Annotated in this window: 16 protein-coding genes; 8 read left to right on the forward strand and 8 right to left on the reverse strand. The window is 66.8% G+C overall.

The features are described from left to right. Positions 1–43 precede the first annotated feature (43 nt). From ASE90_RS04115 to ASE90_RS04130, 4 genes are read right to left on the reverse strand one after another with little or no spacing between them, the layout of a single operon-like run. Positions 44–553 carry a GNAT family N-acetyltransferase gene (locus ASE90_RS04115; protein WP_055996262.1) on the reverse strand — a complete coding sequence of 170 codons (510 nt, stop codon included), beginning with the start codon at positions 551–553 and terminating at the stop codon, positions 44–46. Further along, a complete protein-coding gene (locus ASE90_RS04120; RefSeq protein ID WP_055996265.1) occupies positions 550–1,917 on the reverse strand; it encodes an efflux transporter outer membrane subunit in 1,368 nt (455 codons plus the stop codon). Before ASE90_RS04120 ends, ASE90_RS04115 begins: the two co-directional genes overlap by 4 nt. Next, the gene (locus ASE90_RS04125; RefSeq protein WP_055996267.1) at positions 1,914–3,062 is read right to left on the reverse strand and encodes an HlyD family secretion protein; all 1,149 of its coding nucleotides are present in this window, start codon (positions 3,060–3,062) and stop codon (positions 1,914–1,916) included. The genes ASE90_RS04120 and ASE90_RS04125 overlap by 4 nt, the downstream gene beginning before the upstream one ends. After that, positions 3,059–4,609 carry an MFS transporter gene (locus tag ASE90_RS04130; RefSeq protein WP_235531641.1) on the reverse strand — a complete coding sequence of 517 codons (1,551 nt, stop codon included), beginning with the start codon at positions 4,607–4,609 and terminating at the stop codon, positions 3,059–3,061. Before ASE90_RS04130 ends, ASE90_RS04125 begins: the two co-directional genes overlap by 4 nt. A 256-nt stretch (positions 4,610–4,865) precedes the next feature. On the opposite strand from ASE90_RS04130, the gene ASE90_RS04135 reads away from it, so the two are divergent. The 6 genes from ASE90_RS04135 to ASE90_RS04160 all read left to right on the forward strand — a co-directional run bounded on the left by ASE90_RS04135 (position 4,866) and on the right by ASE90_RS04160 (position 12,041). Continuing rightward, positions 4,866–6,638: a M14 family metallopeptidase gene (locus ASE90_RS04135; RefSeq protein WP_055996269.1), complete on the forward strand. Its 1,773-nt coding sequence runs from the start codon at positions 4,866–4,868 to the stop codon at positions 6,636–6,638. Positions 6,639–6,839: 201 nt separating this feature from the next. Continuing rightward, a complete protein-coding gene (locus ASE90_RS04140; RefSeq protein ID WP_055996272.1) occupies positions 6,840–7,550 on the forward strand; it encodes a response regulator in 711 nt (236 codons plus the stop codon). A 10-nt stretch (positions 7,551–7,560) separates the two neighbouring features. Beyond that, the gene (locus ASE90_RS04145; RefSeq protein WP_055997269.1) at positions 7,561–8,898 is read left to right on the forward strand and encodes an ATP-binding protein; all 1,338 of its coding nucleotides are present in this window, start codon (positions 7,561–7,563) and stop codon (positions 8,896–8,898) included. 99 nt (positions 8,899–8,997) lie between these two features. Continuing rightward, positions 8,998–9,693: a carbonic anhydrase gene (locus ASE90_RS04150; protein WP_055996275.1), complete on the forward strand. Its 696-nt coding sequence runs from the start codon at positions 8,998–9,000 to the stop codon at positions 9,691–9,693. Positions 9,694–9,819: 126 nt separating this feature from the next. Continuing rightward, positions 9,820–11,409, forward strand: coding sequence for a SulP family inorganic anion transporter (locus ASE90_RS04155; protein WP_200910773.1), 1,590 nt, complete (start codon positions 9,820–9,822; stop codon positions 11,407–11,409). Continuing rightward, positions 11,406–12,041: a carbonic anhydrase gene (locus ASE90_RS04160; RefSeq protein ID WP_055996281.1), complete on the forward strand. Its 636-nt coding sequence runs from the start codon at positions 11,406–11,408 to the stop codon at positions 12,039–12,041. Before ASE90_RS04155 ends, ASE90_RS04160 begins: the two co-directional genes overlap by 4 nt. A gap of 356 nt (positions 12,042–12,397) precedes the next feature. Here ASE90_RS04160 and ASE90_RS04165 read toward each other — a convergent pair whose 3' ends face one another. The 4 genes from ASE90_RS04165 to ASE90_RS04180 are packed head-to-tail and all read right to left on the reverse strand — an operon-like array spanning position 12,398 to position 16,975. Continuing rightward, positions 12,398–13,405, reverse strand: a complete 1,008-nt coding sequence (locus ASE90_RS04165) for a zinc-dependent alcohol dehydrogenase family protein (protein WP_055996284.1) — start codon at positions 13,403–13,405, stop codon at positions 12,398–12,400. Continuing rightward, the gene (gene gloA, locus ASE90_RS04170) at positions 13,402–13,926 is read right to left on the reverse strand and encodes a lactoylglutathione lyase (RefSeq protein ID WP_055997272.1); all 525 of its coding nucleotides are present in this window, start codon (positions 13,924–13,926) and stop codon (positions 13,402–13,404) included. Before gloA ends, ASE90_RS04165 begins: the two co-directional genes overlap by 4 nt. Positions 13,927–13,937: 11 nt before the next feature. Beyond that, the gene (locus ASE90_RS04175; protein ID WP_055996287.1) at positions 13,938–16,037 is read right to left on the reverse strand and encodes a PAS domain-containing sensor histidine kinase; all 2,100 of its coding nucleotides are present in this window, start codon (positions 16,035–16,037) and stop codon (positions 13,938–13,940) included. Further along, positions 16,034–16,975 (reverse strand): glycoside hydrolase family 43 protein, encoded by a 942-nt coding sequence (locus tag ASE90_RS04180; protein WP_235531642.1) that lies wholly within the window; start codon positions 16,973–16,975, stop codon positions 16,034–16,036. The genes ASE90_RS04175 and ASE90_RS04180 overlap by 4 nt, the downstream gene beginning before the upstream one ends. 194 nt (positions 16,976–17,169) lie before the next feature. Here ASE90_RS04180 and ASE90_RS04185 point away from each other — a divergent pair, with 194 nt between their 5' ends. Together ASE90_RS04185 and ASE90_RS04190 are read left to right on the forward strand one after the other, a co-directional pair. After that, positions 17,170–19,560 (forward strand): M1 family metallopeptidase, encoded by a 2,391-nt coding sequence (locus ASE90_RS04185; protein ID WP_055997275.1) that lies wholly within the window; start codon positions 17,170–17,172, stop codon positions 19,558–19,560. Then, complete coding sequence (locus ASE90_RS04190) at positions 19,557–20,033, forward strand: DUF6702 family protein (protein ID WP_055996293.1); 477 nt, start codon at positions 19,557–19,559, stop codon at positions 20,031–20,033. Before ASE90_RS04185 ends, ASE90_RS04190 begins: the two co-directional genes overlap by 4 nt. The last annotated feature ends 131 nt before the right edge of the window (positions 20,034–20,164 follow it).

A 20,164-nucleotide genomic window follows, 5' to 3' on the forward strand; every position in this document is an offset into this window, starting at 1 on the left:
AGGCCCCGTCCGGTCCCCCGGGCGGGGCTTGTCGTTTCAGGCCTCATCGCGACAATCCGCGCTCCAGGACGATGAACGACAGCGACTGGCGCGGCAGGCCGAACCGCACGTCGTCCATCGGGAACGGCCGGCTCTCACCGGTCCTGACATAGCCCTGCCGCTCATACCATGCGATCAGCTCGCCGCGCGCGGCGATGACCGTCATCTCGATCCGCCCGGCACCATGCGCGCGCGCCGCATAGTCTTCCGCCGCCGCGACCAGCCGTCGCCCGAGTCCGACGGCCTGCACGTCCGGACGTACCGCCAGCAGGCCCAGCGCCGACAGCCCCGGCGCGATGCGCGACACCTGTACGCAGCCCGTTGCGTCGCCGGTCATCAGGATCGTCCGGTCGGGATCGGCGATCACGTCCGCCAGCGCGGCCCGATCGGTGCGTTGTCCGTCGAGCAGATCGGCCTCGTGCGTCCATCCGGCCCGTGCCGCATCCCCGCGAAACGCCGATTCGACCAGATCGTGCAGCGCCGGGATATCGGCCGCCGTCGCCACGCGGATCATGTCCCCGCCCCCCAGCCGCCGCCCATCGCCTGATACAGCGCGACCAGCGCGGTCAGCTGATCGGCGCGCACCTGTTCCAGCGACAGTTCGGCGCTGAACAAGGCGCGCTGCGCATCCAGCTGTTCCAGATACGGGCTATATCCCGCACGATAGCGATTGGTCGCATGGCGCAGCGCTTCGGCGGTCGCGGTCCGCTGCGTCTCCAACGCGCGTCGCTGCACCGCCAGCCGATCGACCGCCGCCAGCGCATCCTCGACCTCGCGGAACGCGGTCAGGACGCTGCGCTGATAGGCGAACGCCGCCTGATCGCGCCGCGCCGTCGCCGCGTCGTAATTGCCGCGCAACTGCCCGCCCCGGAACAACGGTGCCAGCACGCTCGCCCCGATCGACCAGATGCCGACCGGATTTGGCAAGGCACTCGACAGCACCTCGCCGGTCGATCCGTTCAGTCGCAGGGACGGCAGGAACTGCGCCCGCGCAGCCGACAGCGACGCATCGCTCGCCGCCAGCGTCGCTTCGGCCTGTGCGATGTCGGGCCGACGGCGGAGCAGATCGGAGGGCAGCCCCGCCGGGATCGGCGGCGCGACCAGCGCGTCGAGCGAGCGCCCCCGATCGATCGCGCGCGGCGGCGTTCCGGTCAGCAACGCCAGCGCATTTTCCTGCCGCCGTGCCAGCAGTTCGAGTTGCGGCAGCGTCTGCGTCACCCCGGCATATTCCGCCTCGGCCTGTCGCAGTTCGAGTTGCGACGTATAGCCCGCCTCCGCGCGCGACCGGGCAATCCGCAGCGCCTCGCCGCGCGACGCGATCGTCGCCCGTACCGTGGCGATCCGGGCGTCGAGGCTGTGCAACGTCACATAGCCGCTGGCGGTGGCGGCGGCGACCGCCAGCCGGGCGCTGTCGGCGGCCGCCGCAGCGGCATCGCCGGTCAATCGCGCCGCCGCGATCGTCTGCCCGACCCGTCCGAACAGGTCGATCTCATACGCCGACTGGAACACCGGTTGCAGCGACGTGCCGGTCGATGCCGTCCCGAACGCGTTGAGCGCACGCTGTTCGATCAGGCCGACCCCGGCATCGAGCGTCGGGAAGCGCGCCGCCCGCGCCACCCGCTCCTGCCCGCGCGCTTCCGCGACCCGCGCGGCGGCGATGGCGATGTCGGGATTGTTGGCCAGCGCCGCCTCCACCAACCGGGTCAGTTCGGGGTCGCCGAACGCCTGCCACCAGGTCGCGGTGATCGGCGCGCTGCCCGGCAGCGGCGTCCGCCACCCCCCCGGCGGCGCGATTTCTGCAGCCTGCGGCCGGGGCCGTTCGGCCGGGGCGCACGCGGCCAGCAGCGCCAGCGTCGCCCATGCGATCCGCCGCTTCATCGTGCCGCCGGCGATACGCCGCTGCCGGTATCGACCCGCGCCTCGACCGACATGCCCGGCCGCAAGCGCCCGAACAGCGGATCGCGCGGATCGATCGCGATGCGCACCGATATGCGCTGTGCGACCTTCACGAAATTGCCGGTGGCATTGTCCGCCCGGATCACTGCGAACTCATTGGCGGCAGCAGGCGCGATGCGTTCGACCCGCCCCCGCAATTCGGCGCGGTCGAGCGCGTCGACCCGGACGCGGGCCGGCTGGCCCGGTGCCATTCGCGCCGTCTGCGCTTCCTTGAAATTCGCGGTGACCCAGACGGTCGGCGGCACGAGGAACATCATCTGCGTCCCCGCCGTGACATATTGCCCCAGCCGCACGCCGACCTCGCCCAGCCGCCCGTCCTGCGGCGCGCGGATGACCGTGTTCGCCAGATCGATCTCGGCCAGCCGCACCGCCGCGCGGGCATTCTCGACCGCCGCGTTCAGCCCGCCGCGCCCGACCGTCACCGTCCGAACCTGTTCCTGTGCCACGCTGCGTTGCGCCTGCGCCTGCAACACGCCCGCCTGTGCCGCGCGCAGTGCCGCCAGCGTCTGGTCGCGTTCGCGCAGCGACACCGACCCTTGCGCCACCAGATCGTTGACCCGCGCCATATCGGCCTGCGCCCGGGCCAGCTGTGCCTGCGCATTGACGACCGCCGCTGCCTGTCCGCCCAGACTGGCCTCGCTCGACCGTTCGCTCTGCTGCGAATTGGCGAGGTTGGCCTGCTGTGCCGCCAGCCCGGCCTGTGCCTGATCGACGCGCTGACGATAGATGCGGTCGTCGATCCGGGCGAGCACCTGTCCCGCCTTCACATCCTGAAAATCGCGGACCAGCACCTGCGTGACATACCCGTTCACCTGCGGCGCGATGATCGTCGTTTGCCCGCGCACATAGGCGTTGTCGGTCGCCTGAATGGCGCTGCCGAACGGCCACAGCCCCCACGCGTACAGCGCCAGCGCAACGCCGCCCAGCAACAGTGCGACGAACCCGATCGTCGATTTCAACGACCCGCGCGGTGGTGCCCATCCCCGCGCCCGCGCCGGTTCGCCCGGCACCTCGACCGGGTCGACCAGTCGCTGTTTTTCGTCTTCGGTGAGTTTCGTATCGGTCATGACATCTGCTGCTGTCGCATGCGTTGAACGGCGGCGAGATCGGCGGCGAGCGGGTTCACGCCCTTCCACCGGAAGCGCAGCCACAGCGCCCCCAGCCACACCACCATCGCCGCCGACAGGATGGCGACGGCAAGGAACACGTCGTTATAGGCAAGAATATTGGCCTCGCGCGTCACCTGTTGCCCCAGCAGCCCCGCGCCCGACGCCTGTCGCAGCGTCGGATCGCCGAGGACGCGGGTATAGGCACCGCCCAGTTGCTGGATACGCTGCACGACCAGCGGGTCGGTGACGGTCAGGCTCTGGGTCAGTTCGAACGCATGATATTTCTCGCGCACGATCTGGAACGACCCGAGAAGCGCGGTACCGGCCAGGCCGCCCATCGTCTGCGAAATGCTGAAGATCGCCGAGAAGCTGATGATATGGCTCGGCCCCCGCGCCAATGCGCGGAAGATGCCGATCATCACCATCGGCCCAAGGAAATAGAGCGCGGCAAAGGCGATGATCGCCTGACTGACATACAGGCTCGACGGCCGGGTCAGGTTGGTCGAATCCGAATCCATCCATGCGCCGATGCCGATCAGCGCGATCGCGATCACCACCGGCTTGTACAGATCCTGCATGTTCAGCGTCTTCAGACAAACGACCAGCCCGGCGATCGACGCCAGCGTCATGACGAGGCTGAGCGTCACCATCTGGTCGTTGCCCATGCCGACCACGGTCAGCAAGCCGACCGTGCCGAACGTCTGTTCGGACAGCAGGATGCGCAGCGACGCAGCGACGATCGCGAAGCGGACGATGTTGCGCCCCAGCATCCAGCGGGTGTTGAGCAGCGGATTGGCGCGGTTATGCTCGATCAGCAGCGCACCGCCGATCAGCGGGATCGCGGCGGCGGTGGCGTATCCCAGCCACGGCGTCGACCACCACTGGATGCGCCCCTGCACCAGCACCGCGCACAACAGCGCGATCCCCGGCGCGAACAGCGCGAAGGTCAGGAAATCGATCCGCTCGAACGCCGGCGTCCGGTCCGACGGCGGCAACCGCAGCAGCGCGACCGAAGCGAGGCACATCAGCGTCAGCCCGAGTTCGAACAGGAACAGCGCTTCGATCCGCCCATCGGCCAGCAACAGCGGCGACAGGGTGCGCGCCAGCGGCAACGCCACCTGCGACGCGCCGAACCCGATGATCATCCCCGACAGCCGCGCGGCGGCGGGCAGCGCCTGCATGATATACAGGAAGCACAGCGTCGTCAGCGCGCTGCCCGCGACCCCCGCCGCACCCCGCACGATCAACTGCACGCCATAGCTGTGCACGAACACCTGCAACACGTTCAGGATCAGGAACGCGATCAGGAAGATGCGGGTAAAGCGCTGCAGCCCGAATTGCTGGCGGAACTTGATGAGCAGCATCGACATGCACACGCTGGTCATCGAATAGATCGCGGTCAGCCACCCGCCCTCGACCGGGGTCAGCCCCAGCGATCCCTGAATCTGCGGCAGGTTGGCGATCAGCAGTCCGTTGTTGAACCCGCCGGTAATCCCCAACAGCATGCCGATCGCGAAATAGCCGATCCGACGCGCGAACGGGTGCTCGGGCGTGGCGGGCGAACCGGGCAGGAACGGCCGTTCGTGCGGCTTGAATTTATAGGCCGTGGCGATCGCCGTGGCTCCAGATCGGGATAGTGCACGGCAACAACTTGTAACGGAACGGATCGTTCCGGTTGAGGAATGGACGCCGATTACGCCCTTCCTTATGAGGGAGAGGAGAAGGACTGGCATCCCCGCACCCATCGGCTAGGATCGCGCGATGCGCACCCTGTTCCTCGCCGCCGCCCTCCTCGCCACCACCGCCACCGCCCAAACCCCGCTCGAAGCGCCCCTGCCGCCCGTCCGCCCATGGCACGGGGCCAGCGAGAAGCTGGTCGCCAAACCGACCGACCCTTGGATCACCCCGGCAGAAGCCAGCGCCTTCGCCACCACGCCCAGCTACGCCGAAACCCGCATCTGGCTCGACAGGCTGGTCGCCGCCTCGCCGCTGCTGACCATCGAAACCTTCGGCAAAAGCCCGCAGGGCCGCGACCTCTATGCCGTCCGCGCGCACAAGGGCGCGGCGGGCAAGCCGGTCGTGCTGGTGCAGGCAGGCATCCATGCCGGCGAGATCGAGGGCAAGGACGCCGGGCTGATGCTGCTGCGCGACATCGCGCTGCGCGGCAAGGACAGCCTGCTCGACAAGGTCGATCTGGTGTTTGTTCCGATCTACAATGTCGACGGCCACGAACGCTCCGGTCCCTATAACCGCCCGAACCAGCGCGGCCCCCGGGACATGGGCTGGCGCACCACCGCGCAGAACCTGAACCTCAACCGCGACTATCTGAAGGCCGATGCGCCGGAGACGCAGGCGATGATCGGCCTGATCCGGCGGCTCGACCCGGTTCTGTATCTCGACCTGCACGTCACCGACGGCATCGACCATCGTTATGACGTGACCTATGCCTTTTCCGGCTGGCGCGGTTACTATGCGCGGTCGGCGGCGATCGGCCGGTTCCTCGACACGCGGTTGCGCCCGGCAATGGATGCCGCGCTCAAACGCGGCGGCCATACGCCCGGCTATTATGTCAGCACGCTCGACAATCGCGAGCCGGAAAAGGGCATGAGCCAGGACGTCGACACGCCGCGTTTCTCGACCGGCTATGGCGACATCGCCCACATCCCGACCGTGCTGGTCGAGACGCACTCGCTCAAACCCTACCGCCAGCGCGTGCTCGGCACCTATGTCTTCGTCGAGGAAGCGTTGCGCATCGCCGCCGGACAGGCATCGGCCCTGCGCACCGCGATCGATACCGACCGCGCCGACCGCCCGGCGACCGCGACGATGACGTGGCGGGCGAACCCGACCCCGCTCTACAGCGTCGACTTCCTCGGGCTAGCGCACGACAATTACCTGTCGCCCGCGTCGGGCCGCGACGAACTGCGCTGGCTGCCCAAGCCCTTGACCTTCAGAATGCCGGTGTTCGGCAGCCTGCCCGACAAGGTGGTGACCCTGCCGACAGCATGGTGGGTGCCCGCCACCCTGCCCCACGTCATCGACCTGCTGAAGCTGCACGGCATCCGCTACGAGACCGTTGACGCGACGCGAACGCTCGACCTCGACATGGCGCGCGCGACCGAACCGAAGCTGCAAGCCGCCAGCGAAGGCCATGTCCCGCTGGACGCGACGATCGTCCACGAACGCTGCCGCGAAACCATGCCACCCGGATCGGTCCGCGTCCCCGCCGACCAGCCGCTGGGGCTGCTCGCCGCCTTCCTGCTCGAACCCGAAAGCGAGGACGGGGTGCTGGCGTGGAACATGGCCCCGGCGATGCTCGCCCGCACCGAATATATCGAGGGCTATGCGATCGCTCCGCTCGCCGACCGGATGCTGGCGACCGATCCGAAATTGAAGGCCGAATTCGACGCCAAACTCGCCGCCGACCCCGCCTTTGCCAGGGATGCCACCGCGCGGCTGCAATGGTTCTATGCCCGCACACCCTATTATGATGCGCGCTACCTGCTGTATCCGATCGGGCGCGAGGTGAATTGACCGATACTGGGTCCGGTGGACATTTCGGCGAAATTGGACGAACCCTGCCGGCCAACTCTCGTCATCCCCGCGCCGGCGGGGATCCATAAACGCCACGACCGCGGATCGAGCCGAAACCGTCGCGTTTATGGATTCCCGCCTGCGCGGGAAGGACGAACTGGGTCGATCGACCCCGAAGAACGCGATGGAGAGCCTGCCCCCATGACCGCACCGTCGATCATCGTCGTCGAGGACGATCCCGCGCTCCGCACGCTGACCGCACGCGCGTTGCAGGAAAATGGCTATCTCGTTCGTACCTGTTCGGCGGCACCCGAAATGTGGCTGGCGCTGGAACAGGGGCCGGTCGACCTGATCCTGCTCGACATCATGTTGCCGGGCACCAGCGGCATCGACCTGTGCCGCCAGATCCGGCAGAACAGCGCCGTGCCGATCATCTTCGTGTCGGCCAAGGGCAGCGAGGTCGACCGCGTCATCGGCCTCGAACTCGGTGCCGACGATTATCTGCCCAAACCCTTCGGTACCCGCGAACTGATCGCCCGTGTCCGCGCCGTGCTGCGCCGGGGCGAATTGAACGCGCAGGCGGCGCAGCGCGAGGAAGGTATCTACAACTTCGAAGGCTGGACCGCCAACCTGCCGCGCCGCGAACTGACCTCGCCGACCGGTGCCGCCGTCGACCTGACCGGGGCCGAATTCGACCTGCTGGTCGTGCTGCTCGACCATGCGCAGCGGGTGATCGCGCGCGAACGGCTGATCGAATTGTCGCGCACCCGGCTGGGCGATTCGTCGGACCGCAGCATCGACGTGCTTATTAGCCGCCTGCGCCGCAAGCTGTCGACCGCGGGCGGCACCCCGCCGATCGTCACCGTGCGCGGCGTCGGCTATATGCTGAACGTACCCGTAGAGCGGCGCTGACGCGGTGGAGGTGCGGCGGATACCGACGCTCCCGGTCGGCCTGATCGGGCGGATCGTCGCGATCCTGCTGTTGACGATCGTCATCGAATTCGGCGTCTCGGTCCTGTTGTACGAACGCGCCAGCCAGTTTTCGGTGCGCGACGACGAAGCCCGCCGGCTGGCCGAACATCTGGTGATCGCGCGGCGGATCGTCGAGGAACGCACGGTCGGCGAACGCGCCGGCATGGCGGCCGAACTGACCACCGAACGCTATGCCGTCCAGTGGCGCGCGACCGCGCCCGAACTGCCCGCCAGCGGCACCGAACTGCGCGAGATGGAACAGCAGGTACTGGCATGGGAACCGACGCTGGCCCCCACCGGCCTGCACCTGACGCTGATCGGACAGGGCCGCCGATCGGTGGTCAGTGGCGCGCTGCGGCTCGACGACAAAAGCTGGCTGTATTTTCGCACGCTCGAACCGCTGCGCGCCTTCGACCTCGCCATCGGCCGCATCCTGCTGGCGCTGATCCCGGCGATCGCGTTGATGGTGGTCGGCGGGCTGTTGATCCGGCGGACGCTGCGCCCGATGCGGCAACTGGCCGACGCCGTCGACCGGTTCGGACCCGGCAGCGGATCGTCGCTGCCGATCGTCGAGGAAGCGGGGCCGAGCGAGGTGCGCCGCCTCGTCGTCGCGTTCAACGGGTTGCAGGCGCGCATCCACCGCCTGATCGACGAACGCACCCGCGCGCTGGCGGCGGTCGGCCATGATCTGCGCACCCCGCTCGCCCGGTTGCGGCTGCGCACCGATGCCATTCCCGACCGCGACGTCCGCGAAACGGTGCAGACCGATCTGGCGGAAATGGAGGCGATGGTCACCTCGCTGCTAGCGTTCCTCGGCGGGGAGAGCGAGCCCGAACGCCCGGTGCTGGTCGACCTCGCGGTACTGTGCGCCAGCATCGTCGACGACGCCGCCGACCATGGCCATGACGCGAACTATACCGGCCCCGATCATTTCGAACGTGCCGTGCGGCGCTCCAGCTTCCGCCGCGCGGTCGTCAATCTCGTCGAGAACGCGATCCATTATGGCGGCAGCGTCACCGTCGCGCTGGCGGTGGAGAATGGCGCAACCGTGGTCCGGGTCGAGGATGACGGCCCGGGCATTCCCGACGAATCGTTGAAAGACGTGCTCGAACCCTTCGTCCGGCTCGACGCCGCGCGCAAACGCGACACGGTCGGCTTCGGTCTCGGCCTGTCGATCGTACAGCGCGCCGTGGAAGGCGAAGGCGGGCGGCTGGAACTTCGCAACCGCGCACGTGGCGGGCTGTGTGCCGCGATCATCCTGCCCGCCCCGTTCGATGCTCAGCAATAATTCGTTACACCACAGGCGAACGCAGCAAGAATCCTCCGTCTATACCCTTTCCCAAGGGCGCAGGCTTGCGACCGGCCGGAAAGTTTCAGGGAGACGAGCGTGAACGACGTGATCGGCCGGGTATTCGGGTTCGAAAAGGATGTGTTCGGCAGCGATGCCGACCTTTATTCGAAGCTCGCGACCGATGGGCAAAGCCCGAAGGTCCTGATGATTTCCTGTTCCGATTCGCGCGTCGTGCCCGAACATATCCTGCAGGCGAAACCGGGCGACGTGTTCGTCATCCGCAACGCCGGCAACATCGTCCCGCCCTTCACCCAGCAGAATGGCGGCACCACCTCGACCGTCGAATATGCGGTCGCGGTCCTCGGCGTCACCGACATCATCGTGTCCGGCCATTCGGGTTGCGGCGCGATGGGTGCGCTGATGAAGCCCGAAACGCTGCAAGGACTGCCCAGCGTCGCCGCATGGCTGCGCCATAGCCATGCCGCCCACTCGGTGGTCGAAAACAGCTATCCCGATCTCGACGATGCTGCCGCGGTTCGCGCCGCCAGCCTCGAAAACGTCGTGGTCCAGATTTCGCACCTGCGCACCCATCCGGCGGTCGCGTCGCGCATCGCCAAGGGCGAATTGACGCTGCACGGCTGGTTCGTCGACATCCATGCCGGCTCGATCCTCGCGCTGGACGGCACGACCGGCCGGTTCGCGCCGATCAACCCGGATCGGGCGCTGCCGGTGGCATTGCCCGCCGCCAAGCGGCTCGCCGCAGATTTCGTCACGGCGGAAGCCGCCGAATAGCCGTTCCCGCGAGATCGGCGGGGCGAACCTTCCCTCCCCCGTTCCGTCGATCCCGGGCACCGCGCCGGGCGTGCTTCCCCCAAGCGCGCCCGGCGCACCCCGTTTCAGAACAAGGCAATGCCGGCCATGTCGCAACCCTCCCTGCTCGCCAATCTGCGCCAGGATGCACCCGCCTCGATCGTGGTGGCGCTGGTCGCGCTGCCGCTGTGCCTCGGCGTCGCCCTGGCGTCGGGCGCGCCGCTGTTTTCGGGACTGATCGCGGGCATCGTCGGCGGCATCGTCGTCGGCTCGCTCAGCAAATCGCCACTGTCGGTCAGCGGCCCCGCCGCCGGTCTGACCGTGATCGTGCTCGACGCGATCACCAAGCTGCCCAGTTTCGAAGCGTTCCTGCTGGCCGTGTTCCTCGCGGGCTGCATGCAGATCCTGCTGTCCTTCTCACGATCGGGCGTGCTCGGCGAATTCGTGCCGTCGTCGGTCATCACCGGGATGCTGGCGGCGATCGGCCTGATCCTGATCCTGAAACAGGTGCCGCACGCGATCGGCTATGACGGCGATCCGGGTGGCGATTTCGCGTTTCGTCAGGGCGACGGTCTGAACACCTTCAACACCATCCTCTTCGTCGCGCGCGAACAGGTGGTGTGGGGTGCCACGATCATCGCCGCGATCAGCATCGCCTTCCTGTTCTGGTGGGACAAGAACAAGCCCAAGGATGGTCCGCTGCGTTTCGTTCCCGGCCCGCTGGTCGTCGTCGTCGGATCGATCGCGATCAACGCGCTGCTTGGGCTGGTCGCTCCCGCCATTCAGGTCAAGCCGACCCATCTGGTCAGCGTACCGATCGCCGATGGTCTGGGCGGATTCGTGAAGCTGTTCAGCCTTCCCGACTTCGGCCAGATCGGCAATGCGACGGTATGGACGGTCGCGGTCACGCTGGCGATCGTCGCCAGCCTCGAATCGCTGCTGTCGGTGAAGGCGGTCGACGAACTCGACCCCAAGCGCCGGGTCACCAACAAGAACCACGAACTGCTGGCACAGGGCACCGGCAACATCATTTCGGGCCTGATCGGCGGCCTGCCGGTCACCTCGGTCATCGTCCGGTCGTCGGCGAACGTCGATGCGAACGCCGCGTCGAAAATGTCGACGATCCTGCACGGAACATGGCTGTTGCTCAGTGTCCTGCTGGTCCCGGCGCTCCTCAACCTCATCCCGCTGTCGGCGCTGGCTGCGGTGCTGATCCAGACCGGGTACAAATTGACCAAGCCAGAGCTATTCGCCAAACGCTGGAAACAGGGGATGACCCAGTTCGTGCCATTCGTCGTCACGATCCTCGCCATCCTGTTCACCGACCTGCTCAAGGGCATCGTCGTCGGACTGATCGTCGGTTTCGTGTTCGTCATCGCCCGCAATTTCCGCCCGGCGGTGACGTTCGTACAGGACGGCGAAGGCCCCGGTGCCAGCTGCATGGTCCGCGCCAAGCGCAACCTGTATTTCATCCACAAGGTCGAACTGACCCGCGAACTGGAAAAAGTCCCCGACGAGTGCACGGTGGTGATCGACCTGTCGGCGACCAGCTATGTCGATCTCGACAATATCGACATCATCAACGGCTTCATCAAAAATGCGCAATATCGCGGGATCAACGTGCTGGTGCGCGGCGATATCGGTGAAAAGACCGCGCCGCAGATCATGGCGCCGCGCAAGGAGGTTGCGTACGCATGAGGGAATACAAGCATCTCCTCCTCGCCAACAAGGCGTGGGCCGCCGAACGGCTTGAGGAAAATCCCGACTATTTCGCGCGCCAGATGGCGGGCCAACAACCCGAATTCCTGTGGATCGGCTGTTCGGACAGCCGCGTCGCCCCCGACCAGCTCACAAATACCGAGCCGGGCGGCATGTTCATGCACCGCAACATCGCCAACCTGATCCACCCCGAAGACCAGAATTTGATGTCGGTGGTCCAGTTCGCGGTCGAGGTGCTGAAGGTCGGCCATATCATCGTCTGCGGCCATTATGGCTGCGGCGGCATCCATGCCGCGCTCGACGGCGGCGTACAGGGCCATGTCCATGACTGGCTGGCGATCGCCCGCGATGTGATCGACAACCATCGCACCGAACTTGATCTGCTGCCCCCGGAACAGCGCGCCAACCGGCTCGTCGAACTGAACGTGCGCGACCAACTCGTGGCGCTGGCAAGGACCGACGTGGTGCAACGGGCGTTCGCCGCGGGCCAGCCGCTGGAACTGCATGGCTGGGTCTATGACCTGCGCGACGGGTTGCTGAAACCACTGATGGAGATCGACGCAACGACGCCACTGGGCGCGGTGCCGACGCCGGAGAAGGTTCTGGTCTGACCAGCCAACTGTTGTCGGTAGCGTCAGAGATGCAGGGGCGGTGACCCAATAACAGGCGCACCGCTTCCCCAAATCCCGTTCGGTTCGAGCAGCTTCGAGCCTGTCGAGAAGCGTCCGTCGAGAACTCGATTGTTTGAGGCAACCCCTTCTCGACTACGGTTCTCGACAGGCTCGAACCTCCGCTCGAACCAAACGGGGGATGGAGGGAGAGGAAAACGTCTCACCCTCACCGTTCGTCCTGAGTAGCCGCTGAGCCCGTCGAAGCGGCGTATCGAAGGACCGACCCACATCATTCGACACGAGCTTCCGGCAATCCCGACGCAGCACAACGGTTGCGAGTGGCGAAGATCAAAAGCCTACCACGCCACCCCGATCTTGCCAAAATGGTCCCCGCCTTCCTGATACCGAAACGCATCGGCCAATTCGCCCAACCCGAAGCGCCGGTCCACCACCGGCCGTATCCCGGTCACCTCCAGCGCGCGGACGAAGTCCTGCTGCTCGCGCCGGCTGCCGACGATCAGCCCCTGCAACCGCGCCTGTTTCGCCATCAGCGCCGCCGTCGGCACCTCGCCGCCGCGACCGGTGAGCACGCCGATCAGCGAAATATGCCCGCCGACCCGCACCGCCGCGATCGACTGCGCCAGCGTCGCCGGGCCGCCGACCTCGACGACATGGTCGACGCCGCGCCCGTCCGCCCACTCGGCAACGGTCACACCCCATTCGGGATCGCTGCGGTAATTGACGGTGAAATCCGCGCCCATCGCCGCCGCGCGGGCCAGTTTGTTGTCGCTCGACGAGGTGATCGCGACCTTCGCACCCATCGCCTTGGCGATCTGCAATGCCCAGATCGACACGCCGCCGGTACCGAGCAGCAACACCCGCTCGCCCGCCTTCAGCCCGCCATCGACGACCAAGGCGCGCCATGCGGTCAGGCCGGCGGTGGTGATCGTCGCCGCTTCGACCGCGTCCCAGCCCTTGGGCGCAAGGGTGAAGGCGCTGGCGGGCAGCACGACCACCTCCTGCGCGAACCCGTCGATGCCGTCGCCCGGCGTCCGCGCGAAGTCACCGATGGTCGGCGCGCCGTCCTGCCAGTCGGGGAAGAAGCACGACACGACCAGATCGCCGACCGCAAAGTCGCGTACCCCCGCGCCGACCGCCTCGACCGTGCCCGCCCCGTCGGCCATCGGCACCCGCCCGTCCTCGGCGGGCGACTTGCCACTGGCGACGATATAGTCGTGGAAGTTCAGCGAGCTGCCATGCAGTTTCACCCGGATTTCACCCGGCCCCGGCTGTCCCGGATCGGCGCGATCGACCAGTTCCAGCCGGTCGAGCCCGCCGGGCGCGCGCAGTTCGACCGCCTTCATGCGTCGTCTCCCGCGGCATCGACCACCGCCTGCGTCATGCCGTTCGGCGACAGGATTTCGATCCAATAGCCATCGGGATCGGCGATGAACGCGATATCCTCCATCCGCCCCTCATCGGGCCGCTTGCGGAAATCGACGCCCAGTTCCTCGAACCGCGCGCACGCAGCGGCGACGTCGGGGACGCTGATGCCCAGATGGCCGAACCCGCGCGGATCGTCATTGCCGTTGTGATAACCCGAGAAATCGGCATCGTCCTCGGTCCCCCAGTTATGGGTCAGCTCCAGCGTCGTCTCGCGGCTGAACACGAACCGCGCGCGTTCCTTGGGATCGGCCGGCACCGTCTCGCCATCGCGCAGGAAACCGAGGAAATAGAGCGAGAACGCCGCCTCCTCGAAATCCAGCTTCTGCAACAGCGTCATGCCCAGCACGTCCTGATAGAAAGCGATGCTGGCGCTCGGGTCGCGCACGCGCAGCATGGTCTGGTTGAGGGTAAAGCCCTCGGTCCCTTCGGGTCGGGTCATCGCAATTTCCTTCAACGATCGGTGGGGATGCCTGCCATCCCGGCGATCGCACGGGCCAGTTCGGCCTCGCGGAACGGCTTGGTCAGGCGCGGCAGGTCGGGTGCGAGGCCGTCGATATCGGCATAGCCCGATACGATCAGCACCGGCAGTCCGGGATGCCGATCCTCAATCGCTCGGGCCAGCCAAACGCCGGTCCGGCCGGGCATCAGATGATCGGTCACCACCAGGTCGAAGCGCCGCTGCGCCAGCATTTGTTCCGCCTCGGTCGCGCTGTCGGCCTCGACCGCTTCGTAGCCGAGGCTCTGGAGCATGTCGGCGGTCGTCATCCGCACCAGCGCCTCATCATCCACTACCAGCGCCCGGCCCCGGAACCCGGTCTCACCGCCGACCTCGTCGTCGCTCGCCTCCGCCGGCCGCGCGACTTCACCGCTGACCGGCAGCCACAGGTCTATCCGGGTGCCGAGCCCCGGCGCGCTGACGATCGCCATCGTGCCACCCAGTTGCAGCGCCAGCCCATGGACCATCGACAGACCCAGCCCCGTCCCGCGCCCGATGCCCTTGGTCGAAAAGAACGGCTCGACCGCGCGCGCCGCCGTCTCCCCATCCATGCCCGTGCCGGTATCGATCACCGACAGCCGGACATACTGGCCCGGCTCCACCCCAGCCGCCGCCGTCGCTGGCGGATCGGGCGCATCGGCGGCGATGGTCAGCGTGCCGCCATCGGGCATCGCGTCGCGCGCATTCACACACAAATTCAAGATCGCCATTTCCAGCTGGTTCGCATCGGCCAGCGCCGGGGGCAGATCGTCGGCAATAGCGCTCCGGACGCCGACCGGCGATCCGACGGTACTGGCAATCAGATCGGTCATCCCGCCGACCAGCGCCAGCAGATCGACCGGTCCCGACTGCAACGGTTGCCGCCGCGCGAACGCCAGCAGCCGATGGACCAGTGTCCGCGCCCGTTCCGCCGATTGCAGCGCACCGTCGACCAGCCGCGCCTCCCGCGGCGACAGGCTGCCGCGCCGTTGCAACAGGTCGAGGCTGCCGAGGATCGGGGTCAGCAGATTGTTGAAATCATGCGCGACACCACCGGTCAGCTGGCCCATCGCTTCCATTTTCTGCGCCTGGCGCAACGCGGCCTGCGCCTCGCCCAGCGCCGTTTCGGCCCGGCGGCGCTCGGTCACGTCGGTGACGAACTGGAACGCGCCGATCTGTTGCCCCGCGCCGTCGCGGACCGAATTGAACTTCATCTCGTATACGCGGCGCATATGGCCACGGGCCGGGTCTCCGAACTCGGCTGTCGCGGTATATTCCTCGCCCGCCAGCGCCGGGTCCCATGCCGCGCGCACCGCGGCCTGCTGATCGGGCAGGTCGGCGAGCAGATCGAGGATATTGTCGCCGACCTGCGGCCGCTTGCCGAACACCGCGTCGAACGCATCGGCCCCGGCGCGGTTGATCGCCATCCAGTTGTAATCGAGGTCGATGACGTTGACGATCGAATCGGTCGTCTCGACGATCGATGCGAGCAGGTTGCGCTCGGCCGTCCGCTGATCGACGCGCAATTCCAGCGTGCGGTTGAACTGGCGCAGGTCGTTCAGCGCCGTGGTCAGCTCGGTCTGGCTGCGTTTCAGCGCCGCATCGGACAGCACCCGCGCCGTCGTCTCGTTGGTGAAGATGAACAGTCCGGCGATATCGCCCCGCCGGTCGAGGATGCGCGAATAGGAAAAGCTCCACCACGTGTCCGCCGCACCCCGGTCGGTGTCCAGCTTCCACGGCACATCGACATAGCGCGGGCTATTCCCGGCAAAGGCCGCGTCGATGATCGGCATCGCCTGTTCGAGGCCATCGGCCCAGACCCGGTCGAAGCGTTCGCCCATTGCCCAGTCGAGCCGTGGCCCCAGCAACGGGAAATAGGCGTCGTTGAAAAAGAACCAGAGTTCCGGTCCCCAGCACAGGATCATCGACTCGGGCGAATTGACGACCAGGCTCAGCGCACTGCACAGCCCGTCGGGCCATCGCTCCGGCGGCCCCAGCGGATGATCCGACCAGTCGCGGGCGCGGATCATCTCCGCCGCGCGACCGCCGCCGTTCAGGAACGGCGCGATCGTCATGCCGGCCCCAGCGCCAGCGCATCAGCCGTCGCGCGCGGAATTCGCACCAGCGACCCGTGCCGCGCGCCCGCCGGCATCGACAGTCGGGCGCTGACGTCGCGCCACCGCACGAAATCGCGCGTCGCCGCCGCACCCCATTTGCCGTCGCGATAGACGTCCCAGTAACACACCGTTTCACCATCGATCGCGGTCGTCATCGGTCCTTCGACCCAGGATGGGGTGAACGGCGTGCCCAGCTTCCCGAACGGCCCGGTCGGCGACGCGGCCGACGCGACCTGCAGATATTTGCGCGGCGGTGTCAGCGTCTCGTCCTTGACGATCAGGTGCAGCCGGCCACCCGTCGCGCGCGCGAACGTCCCGTCGATCACGCTGAACCCCGGATCGTACAGCACCGCCGGATCGGTGAACGACACGAAATCGCGAGTCTTCACAAACCATAGCCGGTGGTTGTGCCCGGATTCAGACGTCCCCGCCGTCTCCGCGAACCGCCCAGCGACCGTGCTCGACCAGAAGAGCACGAACGCCTGCGCCTTCGCATCCCAGATCGCCTCGGGCGCCCAGCAATTGCGCGTGCCCGGCACGCCCGCCATCACCGGCAGCGCGCGCTGCGGCGACCAGTGGCGCAGGTCGCGGCTGGTGGCGTGACCGATCGTCACCCCATCCCATGCGGTCGTCCACACCATATGCCACGGGGCGTCGCGCCCGGCCCCGCGAAACACAAACGGATCGCGCATCAGCTTCGCCTCGCCGACCATCGGCGCCAGATAGCTTTGCCCGCCGCCCAGTTCGCGAAAGGCGAACCCATCGTCGCTGATTGCGAACTTCAGGCCCGTCGCCTCGCCCTTGCCGGTCCCGAAATAGGCGAAAAGCTGCGGATCGTCGGTTCGCGCGGCCATCGCCCGCGACGCGATCGGCAGGGAAGCAAGCGCGCCGATCATCGTCCGCCGGTTCAACCACATAGCTCGCGCACTCGTCCCTCTCATGTCGAACGGCACGATTGCCGCACTCGGCGATCGACCGCAACCATCGGTGCGCCAATGTCACAGCATGGGCGGTATTCGTATCCCGCACGGTTGACGCGCATCGTATCACGGGCAACGATCGTCCGTCCGTCCGTTCGAAAGGCTACCCCTTGCCCGCCGTATCCCGTCTCGCGCTGGTCGCGCTGTTGCTCGCCTCGACGCCCGCTTTCGCCGATCCGATCCGCCAGACCAAGGGCGACTGGCAGGACAAGTTCCGCCAGCTGGAGGGCGAGGACTGGCCGACCCCGACCGATTATCGCAACGCATCGGGTGCGCCGGGCTATCGCTACTGGCAGCAAAAGGTCGATTACGACGTCAAGGTATCGCTGAACGAAGCGACGAAGGTCGTGACCGGCACCGAGACGATCCGCTATCGCAACAACTCGCCCGACGCGCTGCCCTATCTCTGGCTGCTGCTCGACCAGAACCAGTATAAGCGCAGCTCGATCGCACAGCTGTCGCAGACCGTGCCCGATGCGACGACGATCAGCATCGGTGACATCCGCCGGGCCGAGGCGATGCAGAAATGGGAAGGTGGCTTTACCATCGCCGCGGTGCGCGGGCCGGACGGACAGCCGCTCGCCCACCGCGTCACCGATACCCTGCTGCGCATCGAACTGCCGACCCCGGTCGCTGGCAATGGCGGCGAGGTCACGCTGTCGATCGACTGGTCGTTCCCGATGGCCGAACAAAAGGTCGTCGACGGCCGCTCGGGCTATGAATGCTTCACGCAGGCGGGCGAGGACGGCAACTGCATCTTCGAAGGGGCGCAGTGGTTCCCGCGCCTCGCCGTCTATTCGGATTACGAGGGCTGGCACAACAAGGCGTTTCTCGACGCCGGCGAATTCACCCTCGAATTCGGCGATTACAAGGTCGCGCTGACCGTACCGTCCGATCACGTCGTCTCGGCGACCGGCGTGTTGCAGAACGCCGATCAGGTGCTGACCGCGACCCAGCGCCAGCGGCTGGAAGCGGCCAAGAGCGCCACCGCACCGATGTACATCGTCACCCCCGACGAAGCGCTCGCCGCCGAACGCAGCCGCGCCTCGGGCACCAAGACATGGACCTTCGCCGCGCAGAATGTTCGCGACTTCGGCTGGGCATCGTCGCGCAAGTTCGCATGGGACGCGATGAACGTGCGGCAGGATTTCGCCGCCAATCCCAACGTCATGGCGATGTCCTTCTACCCGAAGGAAGCACGTCCGCTCTGGGATGCGTACTCGACCAAGGCGATCGCCCATACCATCGACGTCTATGGCAAGTTCGCCTTCCCCTACCCCTATCCGGTGGCGCAGTCGGTCAACGGGCCGGTCGGCGGCATGGAATATCCGATGATCACCTTCAACGGGCCGCGCCCGGTGAAGGACGCCAAGACCGGCCAGCTGACCTATACCGAACGCGCCAAGACCGGCCTGATCGGTGTGGTGATCCACGAAGTCGGCCACGACTGGTTCCCGATGATCGTCAACAGCGACGAACGCCAATGGACGTGGATGGACGAAGGGCTGAACACCTTCCTCCAGTTCCAGGCTGAAAAGCTGTGGGACAAGGACTTCCCGTCGCGCCGTGGCGAGCCGAAGGACATCGCCGAATATATGCTGTCGAACGATCAGGTCCCCCTGATGACGCAGTCGGACTCGGTGCTGCAATTCGGTGCCAACGGCTATGGCAAACCCGCCACCGCGCTCACCATCCTGCGCGAAACGGTGCTGGGGCGTGACCTGTTCGACCGTGCCTTTCGCGAATATGCGACCCGCTGGCGCTTCAAGCGGCCGACGCCCTACGACTTCTTCCGCACGATGGAGGAAAGTTCGGGCGTCGATCTCGACTGGTTCTGGCGCGGCTGGTTCTATTCGACCGACCATGTCGACATCGCGCTCGACAAGGTGGTTGAGGGCCGCATCGCCGGCCGCGATCTGGACGCCAATGCCCGCGAACGCCGCGCGCTGCGCGCTGCCGAGAACACGTCGCTGACCGTGCGCAACAATGCCGGGCAGAAGACCGTGACCGAACGCGATCCGTCGACCCGCGACTTCTACGACCAGCAGGACGACCTGGCCGTCAGCCCGCAACAGCGCCGCGACCTTGCCGAAAAGCTCGACAAGCTGACGCCCGAACAACGCGCGGCGTTCGACGTGAAGGACAAATTCTACCGCTTCTCGTTCCGCAACATCGGCGGGCTCGTCATGCCGATCCCGCTGAAACTGACCTTCAGCGACGGCAGCAACACGATCGTCCGCATCCCCGCCGAAGTGTGGCGCTACGATCCCAAGGCGGTGACGTGGCAATATGTTACGGCCAAGACGATCACCGGGGCGGAGGTCGATCCGCTGCTCGAAATCGCCGATGCCGACCGGTCGAACAATGTCTATCGCGGTGCCATCCGCCCGGCAGTGCTGGAGATCGAGGATATCGAGGATCTGGCGAATCGCATGAAGGACTTCGACGTGCAGGTGAAACCCGGCTCGCTGCGCACCTATCCCGCACCGGTGGCGAAATGAGGGGGGCGCTTGCGGTCCTCGCCGCCGTCGCGGTGATCGCCCCGGCACAGGCGCATCGCGGCCACGACTCGCTCAGCGTCGTGACGCTGGCCGATGGCACGGTCACCGTGTCGCACCGCTTCGAGGCGCACGACATCGAACCCGCGCTGGCGAAGATCGCCCCGCAGGCGCAGACCAGCCTCGACGATCCCGAAGCGATGGCGGCACTGCGCACCTATATCGAGCGCCGCTTCGTCCTGACGATCGACGGCAAACCGGTTCCGCTGACCTACGCCACCACCGACCTGTCGCACGCCGAGGTCCGCATCGACTATACCGGCCGCGCGCCCCGCAAGCCGAAGTCGGTCGCAGTCCGCTCGAGCGTGTTGACCGACGTCTATCGCGGACAGGTCAATCAGGTGAACGTCCGGCAGGGCAATGTCGTGAAGTCGCTAACCCTGCGCGGCGCGGGCACGGGTGGTGTGACCCTCTAACCATCGCCCCCGTCACTCCCGCGAAGGCGGGAGTCCATTTACGCTGACGTTCCCCCTCCTGCCCGACCGGCAGCGTCTACGGATTCCCCGCCCGCGCGGGGAATGACGGAGGATAGGATCGAATGCGAAAC

Origin of the sequence: Sphingomonas sp. Leaf67 (genome assembly GCF_001421965.1) — a bacterium.
Classification (GTDB): Bacteria; Pseudomonadota; Alphaproteobacteria; order Sphingomonadales; family Sphingomonadaceae; genus Sphingomonas.

Coding starts and splice junctions, on each gene's coding strand:
- ASE90_RS04115 (WP_055996262.1), bottom strand. CDS start 553: ATGATCCGCGTGGCGACGGCGGCCGATATCCCGGCGCTGCACGATCTG.
- ASE90_RS04120 (WP_055996265.1), bottom strand. CDS start 1,917: ATGAAGCGGCGGATCGCATGGGCGACGCTGGCGCTGCTGGCCGCGTGC.
- ASE90_RS04125 (WP_055996267.1), bottom strand. CDS start 3,062: ATGACCGATACGAAACTCACCGAAGACGAAAAACAGCGACTGGTCGAC.
- ASE90_RS04130 (WP_235531641.1), bottom strand. CDS start 4,609: ATGCTGTTGGGGATTACCGGCGGGTTCAACAACGGACTGCTGATCGCC.
- ASE90_RS04135 (WP_055996269.1), top strand. CDS start 4,866: ATGCGCACCCTGTTCCTCGCCGCCGCCCTCCTCGCCACCACCGCCACC.
- ASE90_RS04140 (WP_055996272.1), top strand. CDS start 6,840: ATGACCGCACCGTCGATCATCGTCGTCGAGGACGATCCCGCGCTCCGC.
- ASE90_RS04155 (WP_200910773.1), top strand. CDS start 9,820: ATGTCGCAACCCTCCCTGCTCGCCAATCTGCGCCAGGATGCACCCGCC.
- ASE90_RS04160 (WP_055996281.1), top strand. CDS start 11,406: ATGAGGGAATACAAGCATCTCCTCCTCGCCAACAAGGCGTGGGCCGCC.
- ASE90_RS04165 (WP_055996284.1), bottom strand. CDS start 13,405: ATGAAGGCGGTCGAACTGCGCGCGCCCGGCGGGCTCGACCGGCTGGAA.
- gloA (WP_055997272.1), bottom strand. CDS start 13,926: ATGACCCGACCCGAAGGGACCGAGGGCTTTACCCTCAACCAGACCATG.
- ASE90_RS04175 (WP_055996287.1), bottom strand. CDS start 16,037: ATGACGATCGCGCCGTTCCTGAACGGCGGCGGTCGCGCGGCGGAGATG.
- ASE90_RS04180 (WP_235531642.1), bottom strand. CDS start 16,975: ATGATCGGCGCGCTTGCTTCCCTGCCGATCGCGTCGCGGGCGATGGCC.
- ASE90_RS04190 (WP_055996293.1), top strand. CDS start 19,557: ATGAGGGGGGCGCTTGCGGTCCTCGCCGCCGTCGCGGTGATCGCCCCG.